General features: G+C 63.6%; 6 protein-coding genes. All 6 read right to left on the reverse strand.

Annotated features, from left to right (window positions below; translation table 11 throughout):
- Positions 1-8: 8 nt before the first annotated feature.
- Genes D3H54_RS04385 through pglW form a run of 6 tightly spaced genes read right to left on the reverse strand, consistent with a single transcriptional unit; the run spans position 9 to position 17520 of the window.
- Entirely contained in the window at positions 9-2093 is a 2085-nt protein-coding gene (locus D3H54_RS04385; RefSeq protein ID WP_149378027.1) for a DEAD/DEAH box helicase, read from the reverse strand.
- Positions 2093-3373, reverse strand: coding sequence for a BREX system ATP-binding protein BrxD (gene brxD / locus D3H54_RS04390; protein WP_149378028.1), 1281 nt, complete (start codon positions 3371-3373; stop codon positions 2093-2095). The genes D3H54_RS04385 and brxD overlap by 1 nt, the downstream gene beginning before the upstream one ends.
- The gene (gene pglZ / locus D3H54_RS04395; protein WP_286199104.1) at positions 3370-6072 is read right to left on the reverse strand and encodes a BREX-2 system phosphatase PglZ; all 2703 of its coding nucleotides are present in this window, start codon (positions 6070-6072) and stop codon (positions 3370-3372) included. Before pglZ ends, brxD begins: the two co-directional genes overlap by 4 nt.
- Complete coding sequence (locus tag D3H54_RS04400) at positions 6060-9740, reverse strand: DUF6079 family protein (RefSeq protein WP_149378030.1); 3681 nt, start codon at positions 9738-9740, stop codon at positions 6060-6062. The genes pglZ and D3H54_RS04400 overlap by 13 nt, the downstream gene beginning before the upstream one ends.
- Positions 9737-13288, reverse strand: a complete 3552-nt coding sequence (gene pglX, locus D3H54_RS04405) for a BREX-2 system adenine-specific DNA-methyltransferase PglX (RefSeq protein ID WP_149378031.1) — start codon at positions 13286-13288, stop codon at positions 9737-9739. Before pglX ends, D3H54_RS04400 begins: the two co-directional genes overlap by 4 nt.
- Complete coding sequence (pglW, locus tag D3H54_RS04410; protein ID WP_149378032.1) at positions 13288-17520, reverse strand: BREX system serine/threonine kinase PglW; 4233 nt, start codon at positions 17518-17520, stop codon at positions 13288-13290. The genes pglX and pglW overlap by 1 nt, the downstream gene beginning before the upstream one ends.
- Positions 17521-17576 lie beyond the last annotated feature (56 nt).

The raw sequence follows: 17576 nt of genomic DNA on the forward strand, positions 1-17576 counted from the left end.
TCGTCGACTTACCTGACTAACACACGGTCTTGCGATGCCACGAGCTTCGCGTTCGCGAGGTCGGTGAGTCGCTCGCTGAGTGTCGCTTTCGCCAAACGCGGAGGCAGTGCCGCTGAAAACTTCAATCCGCGAAGCGCATTGGGGTCCACGTCGGGGCTAGCCCACTCGTTCGAGGCGAGTGCCTCGGAAAACTCGTCTACTGAAATTCCCGGGACGAGGCGAACGGATTTCTCACCGATCCGCTGTCGCGGATCGATCGTCGATGGCAGTGACGCTTGAAGTGTTCGGTTGGCTGCTGTGCCTGCCCATGTCCACCACCGGCCTGCTGAGTCGTTGGGAAGTCGGACGATGAGTCGATCAGGTGCGACGGCGTCGGCATATTGCTGCTGCAGAGCCTCAAGCACTTTCGTCGCGCGTGCCGTGAATGACACCCCTTCTGATACAGCGCCAAGTAATACAGAGCGCATCCCTCTAGCGATGTCGAACGACAACCCTCCACTGGTGCCCGACCACTTTGCTTTCCCACCGCCGTCGGCCGCTTCAACAAAGCACCGCCGGCGCTCCCAATCGACATGAGTGACTTTCCATGACCGTCCGCCGAGCAAGAGAAGTCTCGGTCCAGCAACTTCTTCCGTCAGCAGGTCTGTCCCGATAGTGCCCACCTCGACGCGTCCGGCCAGTACCACGAATTCCGGTGGAGCGGTGAATACGGCGGTGAGATCGGAGAAGTATCGTCGTCCGAAACGCCGCTCAGCCTCCGGCCCAATCTGCATGAAGGGACCGTCCTGCTCGAAATAGCCTTCTGACAAGAGATGTTCGAGGATCGCGGGCGTGGTCGAGTCAAAGACGGCTAACTCGCCCCACCACGACTTCCAGTCAGCTGAACTGATCCGGTGCTCCTGCAGGCACAAGGCCATTAGCTGCTGCGCGGCAATGTGCCTTGGGTGCGGAGGAGGCACAATGGGTTCGACCCATGCCTGGGCCCACTGGTTCAGCATTCCGGCAGTCAGCAGCACTGACTCATCGTCGAGACATAAGAACAGACAATTGCGTTCGGTTCCGGGTCTTCGACCAGTCCGGCCGAGCCGCTGCAGGAACGACGCTACGGTCCGGGGAGAGCCAATCTGAATGACGCGGTCCAGATCGCCAACGTCAATGCCAAGCTCCAGTGTCGAGGTCGCGACGATCACAGTGTCACGTGCGTCGGTGAATGCGGCCTCTGAGCGCCGTCGCTCAGCCGCCGACAGCGAGGAGTGCGAGATGTATGTCTCGATTCCGTGAGCGGTCAGCCCGGCACCAAGTTCTTCGGCCTGACGCCTACTGTCCACGAACACGAGGCGCTTCTCGCCAGCATGCAACGAGGCGATCACCTTCGCGGCGTTGGCTATTGACCCAACGAAGTCGACGGTGATATCAGGCTTGGCGGAGGCAGCCTCCACAGAGGGCGTGATGACAGTCTTATCGCGCCCGTGGAAGCTGCCTTGCAGCCAGGTCAGAAGTTCGTCGGGGTTACCGACGGTCGCCGACAAGCCAATGCGCTGCAGATCGCGGCCGGCGACACGCGAAAGCCGTTCCAGTACCGCGAGCAGATGCCAGCCCCGGTCATCCCCGGCGAACGCGTGGATCTCATCGACGACGACCGCGCGCAGTCCGGAGAAGAGCACCCGCGGGTTTACCTTTGTGGAGACCAGCATCGACTCGATCGATTCCGGAGTGGTCAGCAGGACGTCGGGTCTATCCGTCAGAATCCGCTGCCGCAGCGCCTGGCTCACGTCGCCATGCCACACCGCGGCTGATCGGCCCAGCCACTTGCAGTACCCGTCGATCCGCGGTTGCAGGTTGTTGAGCAGCGCTCGCAGCGGCGCCACGTACAACACTGACACGCCCTGCCAGTCTTCGCCTGCCATCCTCGACAGCAACGGAAACACTGCTGCCTCGGTCTTACCACCAGCCGTCGGCGCCAAGACGAGAGCGTCGCGGCCGGCGAGAATGGGTCCGACCGCGTCGGCCTGGGTAGGTCGAAGGCCGTTCCAGCGCAACGTGTTCGCGAGGTGATACTGCAGGCCAGGGTGTAACCGGTCGAAGGCATCCATCAGAGATCAAGCGTCACGTCGTCAGCCGTGAGTGCCGCGCGTTCGGCGTCGGAGAGTTCGGCGGGGGCAATTCGGATTTCGTAGTCGCGGGACGGGTCAAAGTCGGGAAACTGTTCGATTTTGTCAAGCACGTCCACGAGCTTGCGCAGGAACAGTCGTGGCGCGATCCCTACCTTGCCGCCGAGTTCGCCGGCGATGGCGGCCGCGAACTGTGCGAGGAACTCGTCGTCGGCAATGGCGCTAACCCGTTCGGCGTCGAGGACTCCAGAGAGGTAGAGATCGCGCACCCGGGCACCGAGTTCGATGAGACGAGTCTGGTCGAACCCCGTCAGTCGCAGCTGCGGTGCGCGCGGGTTGTCGAAGCGGGCATCTTTCGCGAACTCCGTGTGCAGGCGATCAGCGAGCGGAGGTAGCAGCGGGATGCCCTGGCGCCCCTCAAAAAACGCCGGTGTCCCGGTGATTAGCAGATACAAGCCGGGGAAGTGCCCATCGTGGACCTCATCGATCAGCTGCCGTAGCGCATTCAAAGCCTTGGCGCGCGCGTCACTACGAATACGCTGCAGCGTCTCGACCTCGTCGAGCACCAGAAGCAAGCCCGGGTTTCCCGCGTCGGAAAGCACCGCCAACAGCCCGCGCAGAAAGCCAAGGGCCAAAAAATGGTCGAGGTCGCCTTTAACGCCGGCCCGACGTTTCACGGCGGCGGCGACGTGGGGTTGCCCACCTAGCCACGCCACGAGCCCGTCGGCCCCGTCGTGGTCGCCGTCCGCAACGAAACGTCGGTACGCGCGGATGGCGATCGGGAACACAGGCGCGCGGGTGGCTACCTCGGCAAGGCGTCGCTCCAAGAGCGCATCGACGTCGATGTCTTGTTGGCGCGCATCATCTTCGATGGTGAACAGCCACGCATCGAGGATCGGTCGCAGTGCGCTCGGCTGGATCGACGCCGTCCGCAGCGACTCGATGCTGCGTCGGTAGACGGTCTCCAATTTATGGAGCGGGGTGTCGATCTCGTTGATCTGCACCTCCGCAACCGCGAAGCCTTTCTTCATCGCGCGGTCGGCGAGCCAACGCGCGAAAAAGGTTTTACCGGAACCATATTCGCCGCGCACAGCCTTGAACACCGCACCACCGCCAGCGACGACGTCTAGTTCGGCGTCGAGTTCAGCCTCGAAGCGACCGAGGCCGACAGCCAACTGATCGAGCCCGTTGGACGGTACGGTGCCGCGACGTAGAGCGTCGAGGATCTCTCGGCGCCGCCGGGCAGAGACCGGCGATGTCATTCGGATACTCCGAATTGTTCCTTCAGCACAGCGGCATCGAGGCGAACGACACCGCCGCCAACCCGGAGTACTTCGTAGCCCTCGACATCGAGGACGCGCTTGGCTTGCATGAGGGCGCCATTGACGCTGGCGATCGCGACGCCGAGCGCGGCAGCGGCCTGGGCGACGGTGACCTCGTGCGCCGAGGTATCGACCAGCACTTGCAGCAGCCCCTGGATCTGGGCTTGCCGTAACACGATTCGCCCGGCCAGCTTCAGCTGCTCGGCAAAAACCTTGGTCGCTACCACGTCGGCCGCAAGCCGGCTCTGCTGCACGATAATCAGACCGGCATCGGAGCCGTCATCAAACAGGCTAGGGCCGTCTTGTGCAGGCTTGCGGGACGGTTTCGTGGTTGGGCTTTTTGGTGCATCTTGAGCTTTGATGGGCTCGGCATACCACCAGGGCGGTTCGGCACCGACGACCCGCGAGGCGCCGTCAGGAAGCTCGCCGGCAATGAGGACCACTACCGGGACGATGGCTTCGGCCGGGGTCGCGCCACCGTGGTAGCCGGCATTGCGGGCGCCGTAACGAATCGTCTCGTCGACTGCGAGGACGACTGTGTTGGTCTCGGTCATCACTCGGGGGCCGGTGACGGCGACTTCGCGGTCCGGATCGACGTTCGCGAGATCGCCATGCGCCCGCTGGCCGTAGGTATTGGCGCGGGTCACCTTCGCGCTGGAGCCGTACTCGATGATGTGCCCGTGGTCAGAGGTGATGACGACGGTTCGCCCGGCGTTCTTGGAGGCATTCAGCAGCGGGCCGAGGTAGGTGATGGTTTCCAAATTCCAGTCGGTACCGCCGGGGTCGACGTGATGCAGAGTGTCGTCGACGTAGTTGAGGACTACGGCGACCAACGGCTGGTGTGTGACGTCGGCGATGGCGTTGCGCACGTCGCTGGCGAGTTTCGCCCCGCTAGGCACCGCATCGAGGGCCTTCTTGTGGAAGATGGGGTCGGGAACACCGCCCGTCGCCTCCAGCTGTGCGTTGTGGAGGAGCGATAGGAACCCGGAGCGCTCCGGCCCGTCGCCGCCTTCGCGCAGTTCCCCGCAGAGTAGCGAGCACCGGCTGCGTTGCGTGAGGGTAGGGAGCACCGCGAGTGCCGATGCGCGGCGTGCATCATGATTCGCGGAAAGCTCTGTCCAGCCTTCCAATTGGGTGGACCTGACGAGATCATTTGTCGCTGCCATTGATAGCCCGTCGACGACGACAAGCAAGGTGGGCGACTTCTTGGCGATCGGTACGACGAGGTCGTGCATGACGTTCTCGATGGTCTGCACGGGCGGTGTCGGCGCGTCGGCCAGCGCGGCGGCGAAGGAGCGGTCGTGCTGTGCTCGGCGGGCGAGGACGACGTCGATGATGGCGCGTAGGGCCGCTGCGGGGATGGGTTGGTCGGCCCCTCGCCGCGCCGTCACCAGTGCGGTGTCCACCCAGGAGTCGATGCGGACGTACCGCTCGGTCGACGGCGCGAGCCCCTGTGCGGGGGCGACGGGGGCAGCCAGCCAGCGGGCTAGGCGGACGGCACCGCCGAACGCGCGACAGGTGTGGTCGCGGTCTGCGAGGAAGTGCTGTTGCACCTGCGTCCAGTGCGTTTCGATGTCGCGAAGCGCTTCTTCGGGTAGCAGCCGGGCATCGAGGTCGGCTGGTAGTGGGTGCGGCAATGCTTCGGTGATCGCGTCGGACAATGTGACGAGCCGCGCATCGAGTCCCTGAGGCAACAGTTCGGAGGCTGCTGCGGTGGCGTTGATTCCGAGTTCGTTCACGATCGACGCTGCAGTGGTCAGGACGGCTTGTTGTTGTTGGGCGTTCAGAGAGTTGGTGACGAGCCCGCGGGTGTGCTGGTACCAGGAGTTCAAGTCCTCACCGTCGAGGTCACCGAGTGCATAGCTGCCGAGGAAGACACCGAGGGCCTTGCCGTCGGATTCGTCGAAGAGCCCCGCGACGACACCGAGCGGAACCAGGTCGGTGATTCGCTGCGCAGACAACAGAGCATCGACCGGTTTGCGGAGCCGACCCGAACGCTCGGACAACCACGACTGGAACGCGGACGTGAGTTCGGGCCCACCCGAAGCAGACAGCGTGACAAGTCCATTCGTAACATCTTGGGACCGGCTCCATTCGAGCACGGCCAACGCGTCGATCTCCACATCGACGTCTTTGACGATGTTGAGGACGTCGCGCGCGACTGTCGCCATGGCGTGGTCGCGGGTGAGGACGCCGCCGGGTGCGGGGATGTAGGCGTCGGGCGACAACGCGGTGAGAAGTCCGTTGGCGATCGCCCGGTCGTTGTGGGTTCGATACAACGCCGGCTCAATAGTGGTGGCAGAGAAGTTGCTTTTCAATGCATCCCACGGGTCGGGCGTGATGAGCCGGCCATCAAGCAGATGCGCGAGGACGGTGTCACCGAGATCGTCGTCCTCGACGTCGGTGAGGACAACCGTCCACTGATCGGGGTGGCGCTGGTCGATGGCTTCCCAGAGTGCCAACACCGATGGACATGCCACGACCATGACGGGTGTGCCTTCATAGCTAAAGGCGTCGCCATCCCATGACGGTTTGGCGCGCAACCCGAGAACACCGCTCTTGTAGTGTTTGTCGCGAGCCTTCTTCAGGCGAGCCCGAATGATCGGTTCGGTGGCGGTCAGGGTGCTCAATCGACCCACCAGTGAACGTGAACTTCCTTGCCGTGCGCGTCGATTGCCTTTTGGAGGTCGGCGACGAGAGTCGAGATGTCCTCGGCAGTACTCAACGTGACATCGCCCTTGACCGTTCGCGGCGGCGGAGGCGGTGGTGGAGGCGTGCCACCACCGTCTTCGTCGACGACCCATGCAACGAGTTTGTTCTCGACGGAGGCGAGTTCGTCGCTGAGCGAACGTCCGGGGACCGAAATTGCTTGATGGAGGGCCTTTTCGATGGCGCGCGCACTGTCGCCACTTGCGTCACCGCGTTGTACGCCTTGCAGGAGTCGTTCGACGAGCTTCCATTTGAAGCTTCGCAGCGCCTGAGTGTCCCGGCCTGCATCGTTGCGGATCTGGCCGGCGGTCTCGGCCGCGACCGGAAGCTCGGCGCTCGCCATGGTGTTGATCACGGCGACGTTCCCCGACAAGCCCTGCAAGCGGTCCGTGAGACTGCGCAACGCGATGGCTGAGGCGAGTCGGTCGCCGGAGCCTTGGGTTAGCCCGAGTCGTTGGTAGGCGCGTTCGACTTCCTCGACGAGGTAGCCCAGTTGGTTCGTGCTCTCGGCCGCCTTCGCGCGAACCTGGGTGGCGAAGTCGGCGACGTTCGCACCGGTGAGGTAGGTACGAGCGATGGTGTACCCGAACAGCTTCGACGCATTCGAGCGGGCGGTATCCCACGCTTGCTGCTCTGGGAGTTCTTCGGCCCGCAGCTCGATGTTCGGCGACATCCGCCCCAAAGCAGGCGCTGGGCAGGCTGCGCCAGCGTTGAACCAGGCACGTTTCCGTAGCAGTGCCCATGCGCTGATCACGAGATCCCGCGCCTCCGGTCGTAGGCCCCATGCCGGTGTGATGGCCTCAATGTGCTGTTGCATCGCGCCCACCGTCAGCGGGTCAGCCGCGAGTGCGGCGCGATCGAGTTCACCCGCCCAGTACGCGAAGGAGTCCTCGCCGAATAGGTAGTGGTCTTCGGTGGCCTTGCCGACGCGAAGTGGTCCCGCGACGCGGCGGACGATCTTGCGGTCGGTGCCCGGATCGGTGGGCACCCGGCCGTCCCGGTTGGTGGCGGCTTTCTCGACGTAATCGCGCACTGTCTCGAAGTTGCGGGCGGTGACTTCGTCGGACGGGGGATCGAAGGCAGGGTGTTGCGGGTAGATCGCTGAGAACGCTTGGTCGACGATCTTCACCAGCGCGTCGTCCAGGCTCGCGGCCGGGGGCAGGGCGGGGCTGAAGTCTCGCGACAGCGACGTGAGCACGTCGAACTGCGTTGACTCTTCGGAGATTCGCTTCAGATCGGCCGGTTCGATGCCGTAGGCCTGCTTGAGCAGGCTCTCGAGGCTGGTCAAAGTGCCGCTGAGGAGGTTCTCCAGGATGCCTCGGGCCTGGGCTCGATCGGTCGCTGAGAGGTGATCGGAGTTCTCCGTCCATCGGTCACCACTGCCGGTGAAGAGCCAATCGAGTTTGACCAGCAACGCCAAATCGTCCATTGCGGCCTCAGAGAAGAATCGGGGCAGCCACACGAGGGTGTTTCGATCGCCGTTCGTTAACAGCCGGTCGATGCGGTTGACGTCGTCGGCGCTGGTGTAGCCGGCCTCGTCGAACGGGTAGTCGACCACCACCCGCCAGGTGCCGGGTCGGGGGTCGAAGGCCTGTTCGGGTGTGGACCCGGCGTCGCGGACGTTGCCGAAGACGATGTCGACTTCGCGGCGTGATCCGCGCCAGATCACCGTCCGGGTCGCGGCACCGCTGAGATCGTCCTGTCCGCTCGGAACCCCGAGGGCCTTGTGAACGAGGCGACGGATGAGGACGCGGCGTCGGCCCGCATTGTCTTCGCCGCGAACGCGTTCGATGATCGACTGGTAGTCGACGTCGGCGAGCTGCACCCGGATAACGGGGTTGGCGCCTTCGGACACGGTGATCTCGGGGACGTCCTTCTGCGCCCACTCGCGGACGACACCGAGTACGACGCGGGCTTCGCCGCCTGCCATGCGTGCCTTGATAGAACCATGGTTGAGCGCGGCAAGCCGTGCGGCGGTGATATCACGCAGAGCAGGGACTTTCGGTGCAATCGCGGAGAGCAACAAGGTCTTCGCGATGCGTTCCTGCCCACGAAAACCCGATGGAACCGAGGCGGGATCCTTCTCGAGTTGTTCGAGGCTGACGGAATGCTTGTCAAGCAGGCTGGGCAGCAGACGGTTCTTATAGAGGTCTGACGCCGCCTTGAACATGGCCCCTGCGTGCCCGTCGATGGGGTCGCTGCCGTCGACGATGAAGTCATAGGAGTCGCCGACAGGAATGAGGTCATCGACGGTCAGTGTGTCGCGCAGGGACACCAGCATGCGTTGCATCACCTTCAATGCGGTGCGCTCGCGCTGCATCACCGAGGAGAGATTGCGCAGGGTGGACACGAGCGCCGGGGAGAACGGATAGGTGAGCCGAAATTCCTGTTCGGAAGCACCTCGATGCCGATCGTCGGTATTGAGGCTGTCCTGCAACACATCCCATACCGCAGCGGTGCGGGTGAGGTTGGCGAAGGCGTCGTCGAGAATCTTTCGGGCGGCATCGTCCTTGGGCTTCAGAAGCCGCGCGTGGGCGACTTCGGCGAGGTTGTCGTCGCCAAGCTGGATTTCACGGAACCGGCCCTGCTGGAATTGGAAGGCGCTGTCCAGCGCTTCTTGCTCAGCGCCGGAGGCTCCGGCGTCGGCGAACCACTTCCTGAGGTCCATCTGTCGAGAGATGAATGAAATTAACGGGATTGCGCGTTGACGTCCCGATGACTCGACGAGCTTGGTGATCTTTTGGGATTCGCGGGCGAAGAACTCGGCGTCACGCACGGAGAACGCGAGCCAGAGCACCAGTTCGTCGAGGAATAGCACGACGCCGTCGTAGCCCAGGTTCTTGGCGTGTTCGGAGATTACGACGAGGCCGCGGTCAAGGTCGATATAGTCAGCGGTCTCGGAGAACGAGGTGAAATAGCTGTTGACGAGTGCGGACACCAGTTCACGGCGTTCAGCGTCCTCAGCGGTGGCGGCGCGGGCCGCTTGGTAGCGCGGCAAGTCCCACGCTGCACCCAGAAGGCCGCCCCAACCGGTGCCCTGTGCCTTACCCCCTCCCAGTCCGGCGAGAAACTCGTCGTCGCCCATGCGTGTGCGGAGATTGTCGGCGTCGTCGAGCAGTGAGTCGGATACGTGCACGGCCGGAAGCGGCGCATCGGGGTGCAGGGCTTTGATCTGTTCGACGTACCCCTTGAGTACGGCCTGCTCCAGGCTCTTGGCGCCCAGCAGGTGGTAGGTGAGCCGCAGGATCTTCTTGCCGTTGAGTTCTCCGTCATAGCGCCCGGTGAGGTCGCGAAACTTCTCGGTGCGTAACGCCTTGTGGTTGCCGAGAAGGGCGTAGAGCACTGCCATGAAGTGGCTCTTACCGGAGCCGAAGGATCCAGTAAGGTAAGCCGCTCGTGAGGTGTCCTTGGTCAGTGCGTCGGCGACGATGTCGATGGCGGCGTTGAAGTTGTCGCGCAGGGACGCGGTGAGCACGTACTGGTCGAGGGCGGCCTCGATGTGGGTGTCATCGTTGGTGCTGTCGGTGAGGCGCAGCACGTAGTCGTCGGCGCCGACGCGTTCGGGTATGTCGATGACGTCGCGCAGCAGTGTGGTCACGATGTCTTGGCCTTCCGCCCTCGGCCGGTAGGTTCGGGCCGCCACGTGGCCAGCTCGGTGACGGTGAGGTGGTGTTCGGCCAGACGAGTGGTCAACTCGTCGGCGATGGTGTCAGCGACGGATTCGCCGAACTCGGGATCTATTTCGTTGTGCCATTGGCGAACCCAGGGGAGCAGCTCGTTGAGCCCGGCGAGCAACGGAATGAGTTTGCTGGTCTCCCAGCCTTCTTCGATGCGCTGGCTGATCAGCCCGGCGAGAGCCAGTGCTTGGTCGGCGTGATCCCAGCCGGCCCAGCCCAGCAGCTCGGTGGAATCGGAGTCACGCCCGGCGCCTGGATAGGAGATGAACCTTTCTTTCGGCACGTCGAGCTTGCCCCGGTGCGACCAGTAGGAGGCCTTGGCGAAGTCGGTTGGCTTGTACTTCGGCGGTACCGCAATCGGAGTATCGAGCTTCTCGCCGTTGTCTTCGCGGCGCTGCAGGTTCCACGTCTCTTCCCAGACCGTGCGCTTCTCCAGTCCTGATTGCTTGTAGCGGTACGCCGAGAGGTACGGGACACCTTCGTCTGCGAGGAGTTTTACCAATGCAGTGCCTGTAGAGACGTTGGGGTCGCCGGCCCAGAGCCGCAGCACTTTTCGGAAGTCGTCGTCGCGATCGAGAATGTCGGCCAACTGTGCAGTCGACATGGTGGTCGGGCGCCCTTCGCGGTCAAACCACAACGACCGGTTCTCCACTCGGTCGAGCAGCCAATCGCGCAGAGCGGACTGTACCTGCTTGTCCCATGGCTCAACGGCCCAGCGCCGCTTGTACTCCGGTCGCTCCAACAATCGGATATGCGGGTTGGATTCGATTGCATCAAGTCGACGCTGCAGGAGTTCCTGGTAGTCGGCGGGCAGGTGGCCGGGAATCTCAGTGATGGGCGTTGACGAGTGGCGGTCGAACCAGGCGGTTTCTTCGCCGTCCTTCATCCGTCGTGCCAGGGCGATCTCGAAGGCGCGCTGCCCGAGGGTTATTTCGGGAAGTTCTGCGTCGTACGTGAGGTCGTCCTCGATGAGGCCGTAGATGCGGTAATACTCCCAGTCCAATTCCTCTTGATAAGTAATCATCAGGGCGCGTAGTCGATCTGATTCGGCGCGGGCATCTTCGAGTGATGTGGCAGTGGGGGTTTCACATTTGATAAGTGAAGCAGGAGATTTTGCTTGACACCCCTGGGCGATCTCGTCGAGCACCGCGGCCCGTTCGACGGGCGTACTCGCGGGTAGTGGGAAATTTTGGAGGGTGGTCCCAGTGAACTCATACGTCCGAGACCAAGAATGTTCCGCTGCACCGCCTTTGGGTTGACTGTTCTGCTTGAGCCAGAAGCACGCCACCGACGAATTCAGCACGCCCAGTAGCCGCAGATGGTCCTCGACCGACGCACCTTCGGGCAGCTTGATCACAGGTGCAGATTGCTTGAACACTTTGCCGCCGCGGTCCAACACGAAGTGGTTATGGGTGGCGATGAAGGCGAAGGTGATTGAGAGGGGAACCTGGTAGCGCTTGGCAAAGAACATCGAGTACTCAAACCATTCGAGACCTCGTTCGATCTGCGTGTTGCCATAGGCGATCCGGGACCTTAGAAGAGTCTTGTAGGGCCACAATATACCGACTGTTGATCGATCTGCCTCTGCCGCATACGACTTCTCGGAATACGGCCACAAAGACCACGTAGGTTGTGAAATGTCCCAGTCTCGGACTGCATCACCCTCCACTAGCTGTCGTCGAAAGCGCGGCGGTACTCCTGCGCGGCGGAGCGATTGCTCACCCAGCATGTATGCGGAATCTTCACGGGTTACCGCGCCGAATCCAATCTCGGCTGTTCGGTCGGCGAGTGCAAGTTTTCGCTGACGGTCAACGAGTTCCATCAGGCCGACAGCTCCGCCGCCCGTCAGGCTCCACGGATGAGTTTTGAGGGTTTGTCTCGGTAGGTCGGCAACACTGATATAGACATCTTCGTAGCCAGCTTCAGCAGCATGATCGACGATTGATGACCAGTACGGGCCATATCCGCACTCGAGGGCATCAGCGGGACTCTCCCTTACTCCCTTGCTGAGGACGGCGCGTACGGTCGCCGCAGCTGGGGTGCGATTGCGCCCGAATAGAATTGCAGTTGGAGTTCCATCCATGTTATGCCCGGGAATCCACGCGCCTTCAGAATCAATCACAAGTTGAAGATCCACGGTCGGCAGGAAGGCCTCGATCAGCTTGGAACCAAATTCGCGTTTCATGAACGAGTTCGACGTGATCTGCCCGACCCACCCGGCAGGTCGCGCGCGTCTAGGTCCGTACGCGAGTCGGAATAGTAACTCCATGAACGGAACCGTCAGCGCATACTGACGATATGTACTCTTGTACAACTGACGGTAGGTCGCATTCAGCGCCGCGTCTTTGACTGTGATGTACGGCGGGTTTCCTACAACGACATCGTGTTCGCGCTGCAGGATCTCAGTTAGCGCGTCCGCGTTCTCGGTGGTGTCGGCGCGCACTGAGGGTCCGTTGGCAAGAAGGTCTTCGGGCAACAGCTGCTGATTCGCGCCCCACAGCAGGCTGTCGCCGGCGGCGAGGTGCGGTTCGTAGGCGATACGCTGTTCGATACTGGAGTCACCGGCCGCCCGCAGTGCTGCGACCAGGAGTCGGAAGCGTGCGATCGCGACGGCGAACGGGTTGATGTCGACGCCGTAGATGCCGTCGAGGGCCTTCTCGACTAGTTCGCGTGGGCCGAGCGCTGGGGCGTGGCGCTGCCACCTCTCATGCAGACGGTGGAATGCGCCGAGCAGGAAGTGCCCCGACCCGCACGTGGGGTCGATGATCGTGAAGCCCTCCAGCGGGCGATCGGCAAGGGCGGGCTCCATTGTCTGGTCGAGGATGAACTCCTCGACGAATTCTGGTGTTTGGAGTAGTGCGTAGGTCTTCTTGGCGTGCTCGGAGAGATCCTGATAGACATCGCCGAGGAAGCGAGTGTCCATGTCGTGGAACGCAAATGCCGGTTCACCGTCAACGTTCTGCTGCCACCAGAACTCCAACAGTGCGCGAGCCGCATCACCAGACGGCGCGACCAAATGGATCGGCGAGTACGAATCGACGAGCGCGGCAGTCGCCGGGAACTTCGCGAAGTGCGCGATGACCTGACCGATCCACTCCCGGTCGGTGTGTTCGGGATTCTGCTGGAAGTACGCCCGCCGTGAATCTAAGGCGTGCGTGCGCTCATCAGCGTCCGCCCCGGAGATCCACCGCGGCGTCACCAGTGCGTTGTCCTCGCAATAGCGGGCGAACACGGTCAGCAACACCCACGCGACCGCAGCCTGGGTGACTCGATCGTTGCGCCACTCCTGCCACGATGCCGCAGTGCGATTCGCCGAGGCAGCCTTGTCGTAGTCACGCTTCCACGCGTCATACACATCGACCTGGCGACTTTCAGCGTCGGCACCGTCGACTCGGGCGCGCAGATCCGCTTCGAGGTCAAGCACCTGCCGGCGCAGCGCCGCCACCAGATCCGATGTGGCCGCAGCCATCACACCACTCCTTCGTCATCAGTCGCAGACACGAGATCGGCAGTCGGGCGCCACATAATGAACTGCCCACCGGGAGAGCCCAATTGAATCGGCTTGCGATCCACCAACGCGCCGTGCTGGCCGCGCAACTGCGGCAGGACCACCCACACTGGGCGGCGCCGTGGGGCGGCGAGATCGCTGAGTGCAGCAAGGACGTCGAGGTGGCCGTAGCGCGCAAGGGGTGACACTTCAGTCAGAATCAACGGCTGCTCACTCGGCTCACCGTCGAACACCTCTGCGCTCAGGTCGTCACGCAACTGCGGGACCACACGATCGATCACGGCGCGCAAGCCACGAGCGTCCAGGCTGCCGGCATCGGCCGCGTCCGCGCTGCGCACCAAGTCCCATGAGATGCCTTGTTGACTGGCCAACTTACGCATTGACTCGATCAGCCGAGTCGTGACATCGACGACGAGTCCGTCGTAGGCGTCGGCGAGTTCCCGCGCGACCCTCTCGTGCTCACCGGGCCTATCCGGCGGGATCGGCACTCCGATCGCGACGAACCCGTGCTCGTCCTGTGACCGGCGCAGCGTCACGCGTTGGGCGGCGTCATCTCGCCACACCGTGGCCGGGGGTTCTGTCGTCGGTGGGATCGTCGTTGGGCTGCGGGTGTGCATTGTTGTCGCACTGGGAGGTTGAGCGTCCCGAAACCGGTAGGTGCTTGATGCGGCGTCCCACTCCAGGTTGAGCGTCGTCTGCTTGAGGAATGTATCCAGATGCGGCGGTGCAGGAACACGGTCGAGTTCGGGGAAGCGGGCGCTCACCCGGCTCCGGATCTGCGACGGGGACAACGACTCCGACTGCGCCAGGCCGGTGAGTGCAGTCTGAATCGCGGCTGATGGCGCAATGTCCTTATTGTGCAGCTCGGCGCGCCCGGACACAGCGGCATGCTTGGAAATGGCCGCAGCCAAGCGGATCAGCCGGCCGTCGGTGGGCAGCGCGGTTTGCGCACCCGGGTCACTGACCGAGCGGTAGCCGTCCAGGAAGGCCTTGCCCAACTCCCGCGCCGCTGTTGGTGCGGGGATGACGATGTTGCGATCGGCGGCCACCAACTCGTCGGCGCGCTTGGCTGTCGATTCCGCCGCAGCTAGCAGGAGTTCGTCGGTCGCGAGCAGGGCGAGGCGGCGACCATGCCTGCGCCGAACGAATTCCTTGGTGCCCGAGGCAGTTTCGTGTTCGCTGAGCCGTTCCAGCGCGACCCGGAGCAGCCCACCGGCGGCACGATCGGCGCGCGCTCGCTGTGACAGATCGGTCGACGTCACCGGCGCCTCGGGCAGGCGGGCGCGAATCTCCGCGGTCAGGGTGTCGATGGCCGCGACGCCACCGAAGTCGGAAAGCACCTGGAGGGTGATCTCACTGACCGCGTCCAAGAGTTCCCGGGTGTCTTGGCGCTCAGCCCAGTCGTCCTGTAACTCCTTGAGCAGCTGTGGTCCGCGTTGGGCCGCCTTACCCAGGTTGGCGGCAAGTTCGGTGCTACTGGCGAAGGCATCGAGTCCCGGCTTCGCGCCAAGCAGCAGCTCGGCGGCGTCCTTTCGTGTCGAGGCTCGTGCTCCAGAGACTGCCGACAGCAGCAGGTCCACGGCGTCGTCGAGCCCCATCAGGGCGTCGCCGGATGCTTGTTTGCGTTCCTTACCCAGCCGCTTTGTCCAGGCACGGAAGCGAGTAGTGATTTCCTTGCGGGTGTCCTTGGCCTCACGTGCTACCAGCCGATTTAACCGCGTCGAATCCAGTGCCATGAGTTCGCCTACCGTGGTCACTTGCACGGTCGCCAACGCCGACACCGCCCGGGCGCTCAGGCCAGAATTCGCCAGAGGTGTTGCGATGGCGGCATTCTTGGCGGCTTCGTCGTCTACCTGGTCCTCCGGCTCGTTGGCGAGGGTGCTGAAGATTGCGCGCCAGGCTCGCAGCATGTCCTCGGCAGTGTCCTGTCGGTTCTCTGCGCGGCGTGACAGTGCGGCGGCGAAGAACTCGGTCATCGCGGGCGCGATCGTCGGCTCAAACATGTCGGGTCGCAGCGTGACGTCGTCGTCGACGGTGGCAGGGTTGGCGTTTTCGTCGGATCCGTACCACGGTGTCTTGCCGGTGGCCATCTCGTAAAGCACCACGGCAGCGCCGTAGCGCTCGGCTGCGGTGTCGTACTGGCGGCGCTCTCCGATGCCGAGGAAGGGGTCGAGGTACGGCGGGGTGCCGGCGTCGACGTTCTTGGCGTCCACACCTGCCATCGAGAAGTCGAACATCACCAGGTGCGAGTCGGCGCGCGGACTTGACTGATAGACACCAAGATTCGACGGCTTGATGTCCCGCTGGGTGACGCCAGCGCGTTCCAGGGCAAGCAGTGCCGTCAGCAGGTCGGTTCCCCAACGTTCGAGGACGTCGATGGACAGCCGGCCGCGGTTGTTGAGTTCTTCGGCAAGCGTGGTCCGGCCCGCGTACCGGAGCAGCAGTGCGGTGCGCCCACCGACGTCGAGGCAGTCGTGCAGAGTGACAATGCGTTCTTCGTTCTCGAGCTTGCCGAGCACCTTCGCCTCGGCGAGCAGGCGCTCGGCGGCGTCGGCGTCCTTGGCAACCTTAAGGACCCGCTCGGCGTCGCCCACCTGCTTGTCGGTGACGAGGATGCCGACGGCGGTCGAGCCAGCACCCAGTCGTTGGCGGTAGACGAATCGTCCGTCGAGTTCAGCGCCGGGACCTGCTTCCAGCGGATCGGTTCCGGTGGCCTTGCCCAGCAAGTCCTCGCGCACGGCGGTGAGTTGTTCGAGGAACGAGGCTATGTCGGCAATGCGGTCGGCAGGGCTGGGGTTGGTGGCGTCGAGGACGAGCTGCCGAAGGGGCGTCCGAACTTGCGGCATCTCAGCGGCGAGGTCGAGGCCACGGTCGCGGCGCAGTCGATCAATCAGTTCGCCGCGCTCGGTAGCTGGCGGCTGACCGCTGAGGATATAGAACGCCAGCGCGCCGAGACCGAAGACGTCGACGCGCGCCGGATCGGTAGGTCGATGCCCTTCGGGCGCGGAATACAGCTGTGCGGCATCGCTGGGGCTGGCCGCCATCAGGCTCAGTGAACCCGAGGAGAGCCTGCTGACGGCGGTGTCGGGGTTGGCGGGCAGTACTCCGGCGCTGTCCCAGTCGGTGACCTGGGGCAGCAGCTGCGAGCCCTTCTCTCGGATGGCAATGGCGCGAGGGTTGAGGCTGCGGTGCACGACACGATTGCGATGCGCGTAGTGGATGATGTCGGCGATGCGGCCGATGAGGTCCAGTTGCCGCTCCAGCGAGACCTTGCCCTTGTTATCCGCGAGCCAGAGATCGAGCGGGACGTCGCCCTTGGGTTGCGGGAACACCAGACCGACACCGAGTTCAGGCTCGTTGACGATGTCCTCAGGTACCTGCAAACCGTCGAAGCGCAGGCGGGACAGCAGGTGGTACTCAGAGGTGACGGCCCGGGTGCGGGCGTGCTGCTCAGCGGTGGGGGCGCCCTGGCTGGTCAGGTAGAAGCGGATGCGGGCGTGGCGCTCGGCGTCGACGTGGTGAAACGCCGGCCAGTCCTGCCAGCCGTCGCCGTCGGCGAGCGGTTGCTCGTCGATGATCCACGAGCCGACCTCGCGCTGTCGCCGTGGTGCCAGGCCGATCGCCTTCATCAGCCCGGCGATGAGCAGGCTGTTGTGTTCGGTGATTGGCTCGTGTCGGGCGGGGGCGAGCAGGCGCTCGGAGATGCCGGGTAGTCCGGTGTTCTTGGTGGCGCCATCGCGTCCGTAAAGGTTGATCGCCGCGCTCGGCGAGAGATCGCAGACGAACTCGGGGTGGCTGAGGAACACCAACTCCTGCACGTAGGGGATCTTGCTTCTGGCGTCGTTGCCACCTCGTTGGCGGATCGCGTCCTTCAGCAGCGAAGCGAAATACTGGGCCTTGCGGCGTGCCAGCAGCAGTGGAGAGTCCTCGGCACGGTTGCCGTTGCGCATCCATACGTGGTCGTTGCCGCGCAAGATGCCGCGGTAGTGCTTGAGTTCGATGAGGTAGAGGGTGTCGCGGGCCAGGACGAGCAAGTCGACCTCATGCCAGCGGCCGCGGTTGTCTCGGAACTCGAAGTTCGCCCAGGCGCGGAACGGAGGAGCGTCGGGCAGGGCCTCCTTGATGGCGTCAAGGCCTTGCTGTTCATGGGCGAATTGCGACTCGGCGATCTGGACCCAGCGTCCGTCCTTCACCGGTTCGGTACCCCCTCGTCGCAGTGTGCAGAGACAAACTTACTTAGTTGCGCTCG

It is taken from the genome of Mycobacterium sp. ELW1 (genome assembly GCF_008329905.1).
Lineage (GTDB): Bacteria > Actinomycetota > Actinomycetes > Mycobacteriales > Mycobacteriaceae > Mycobacterium.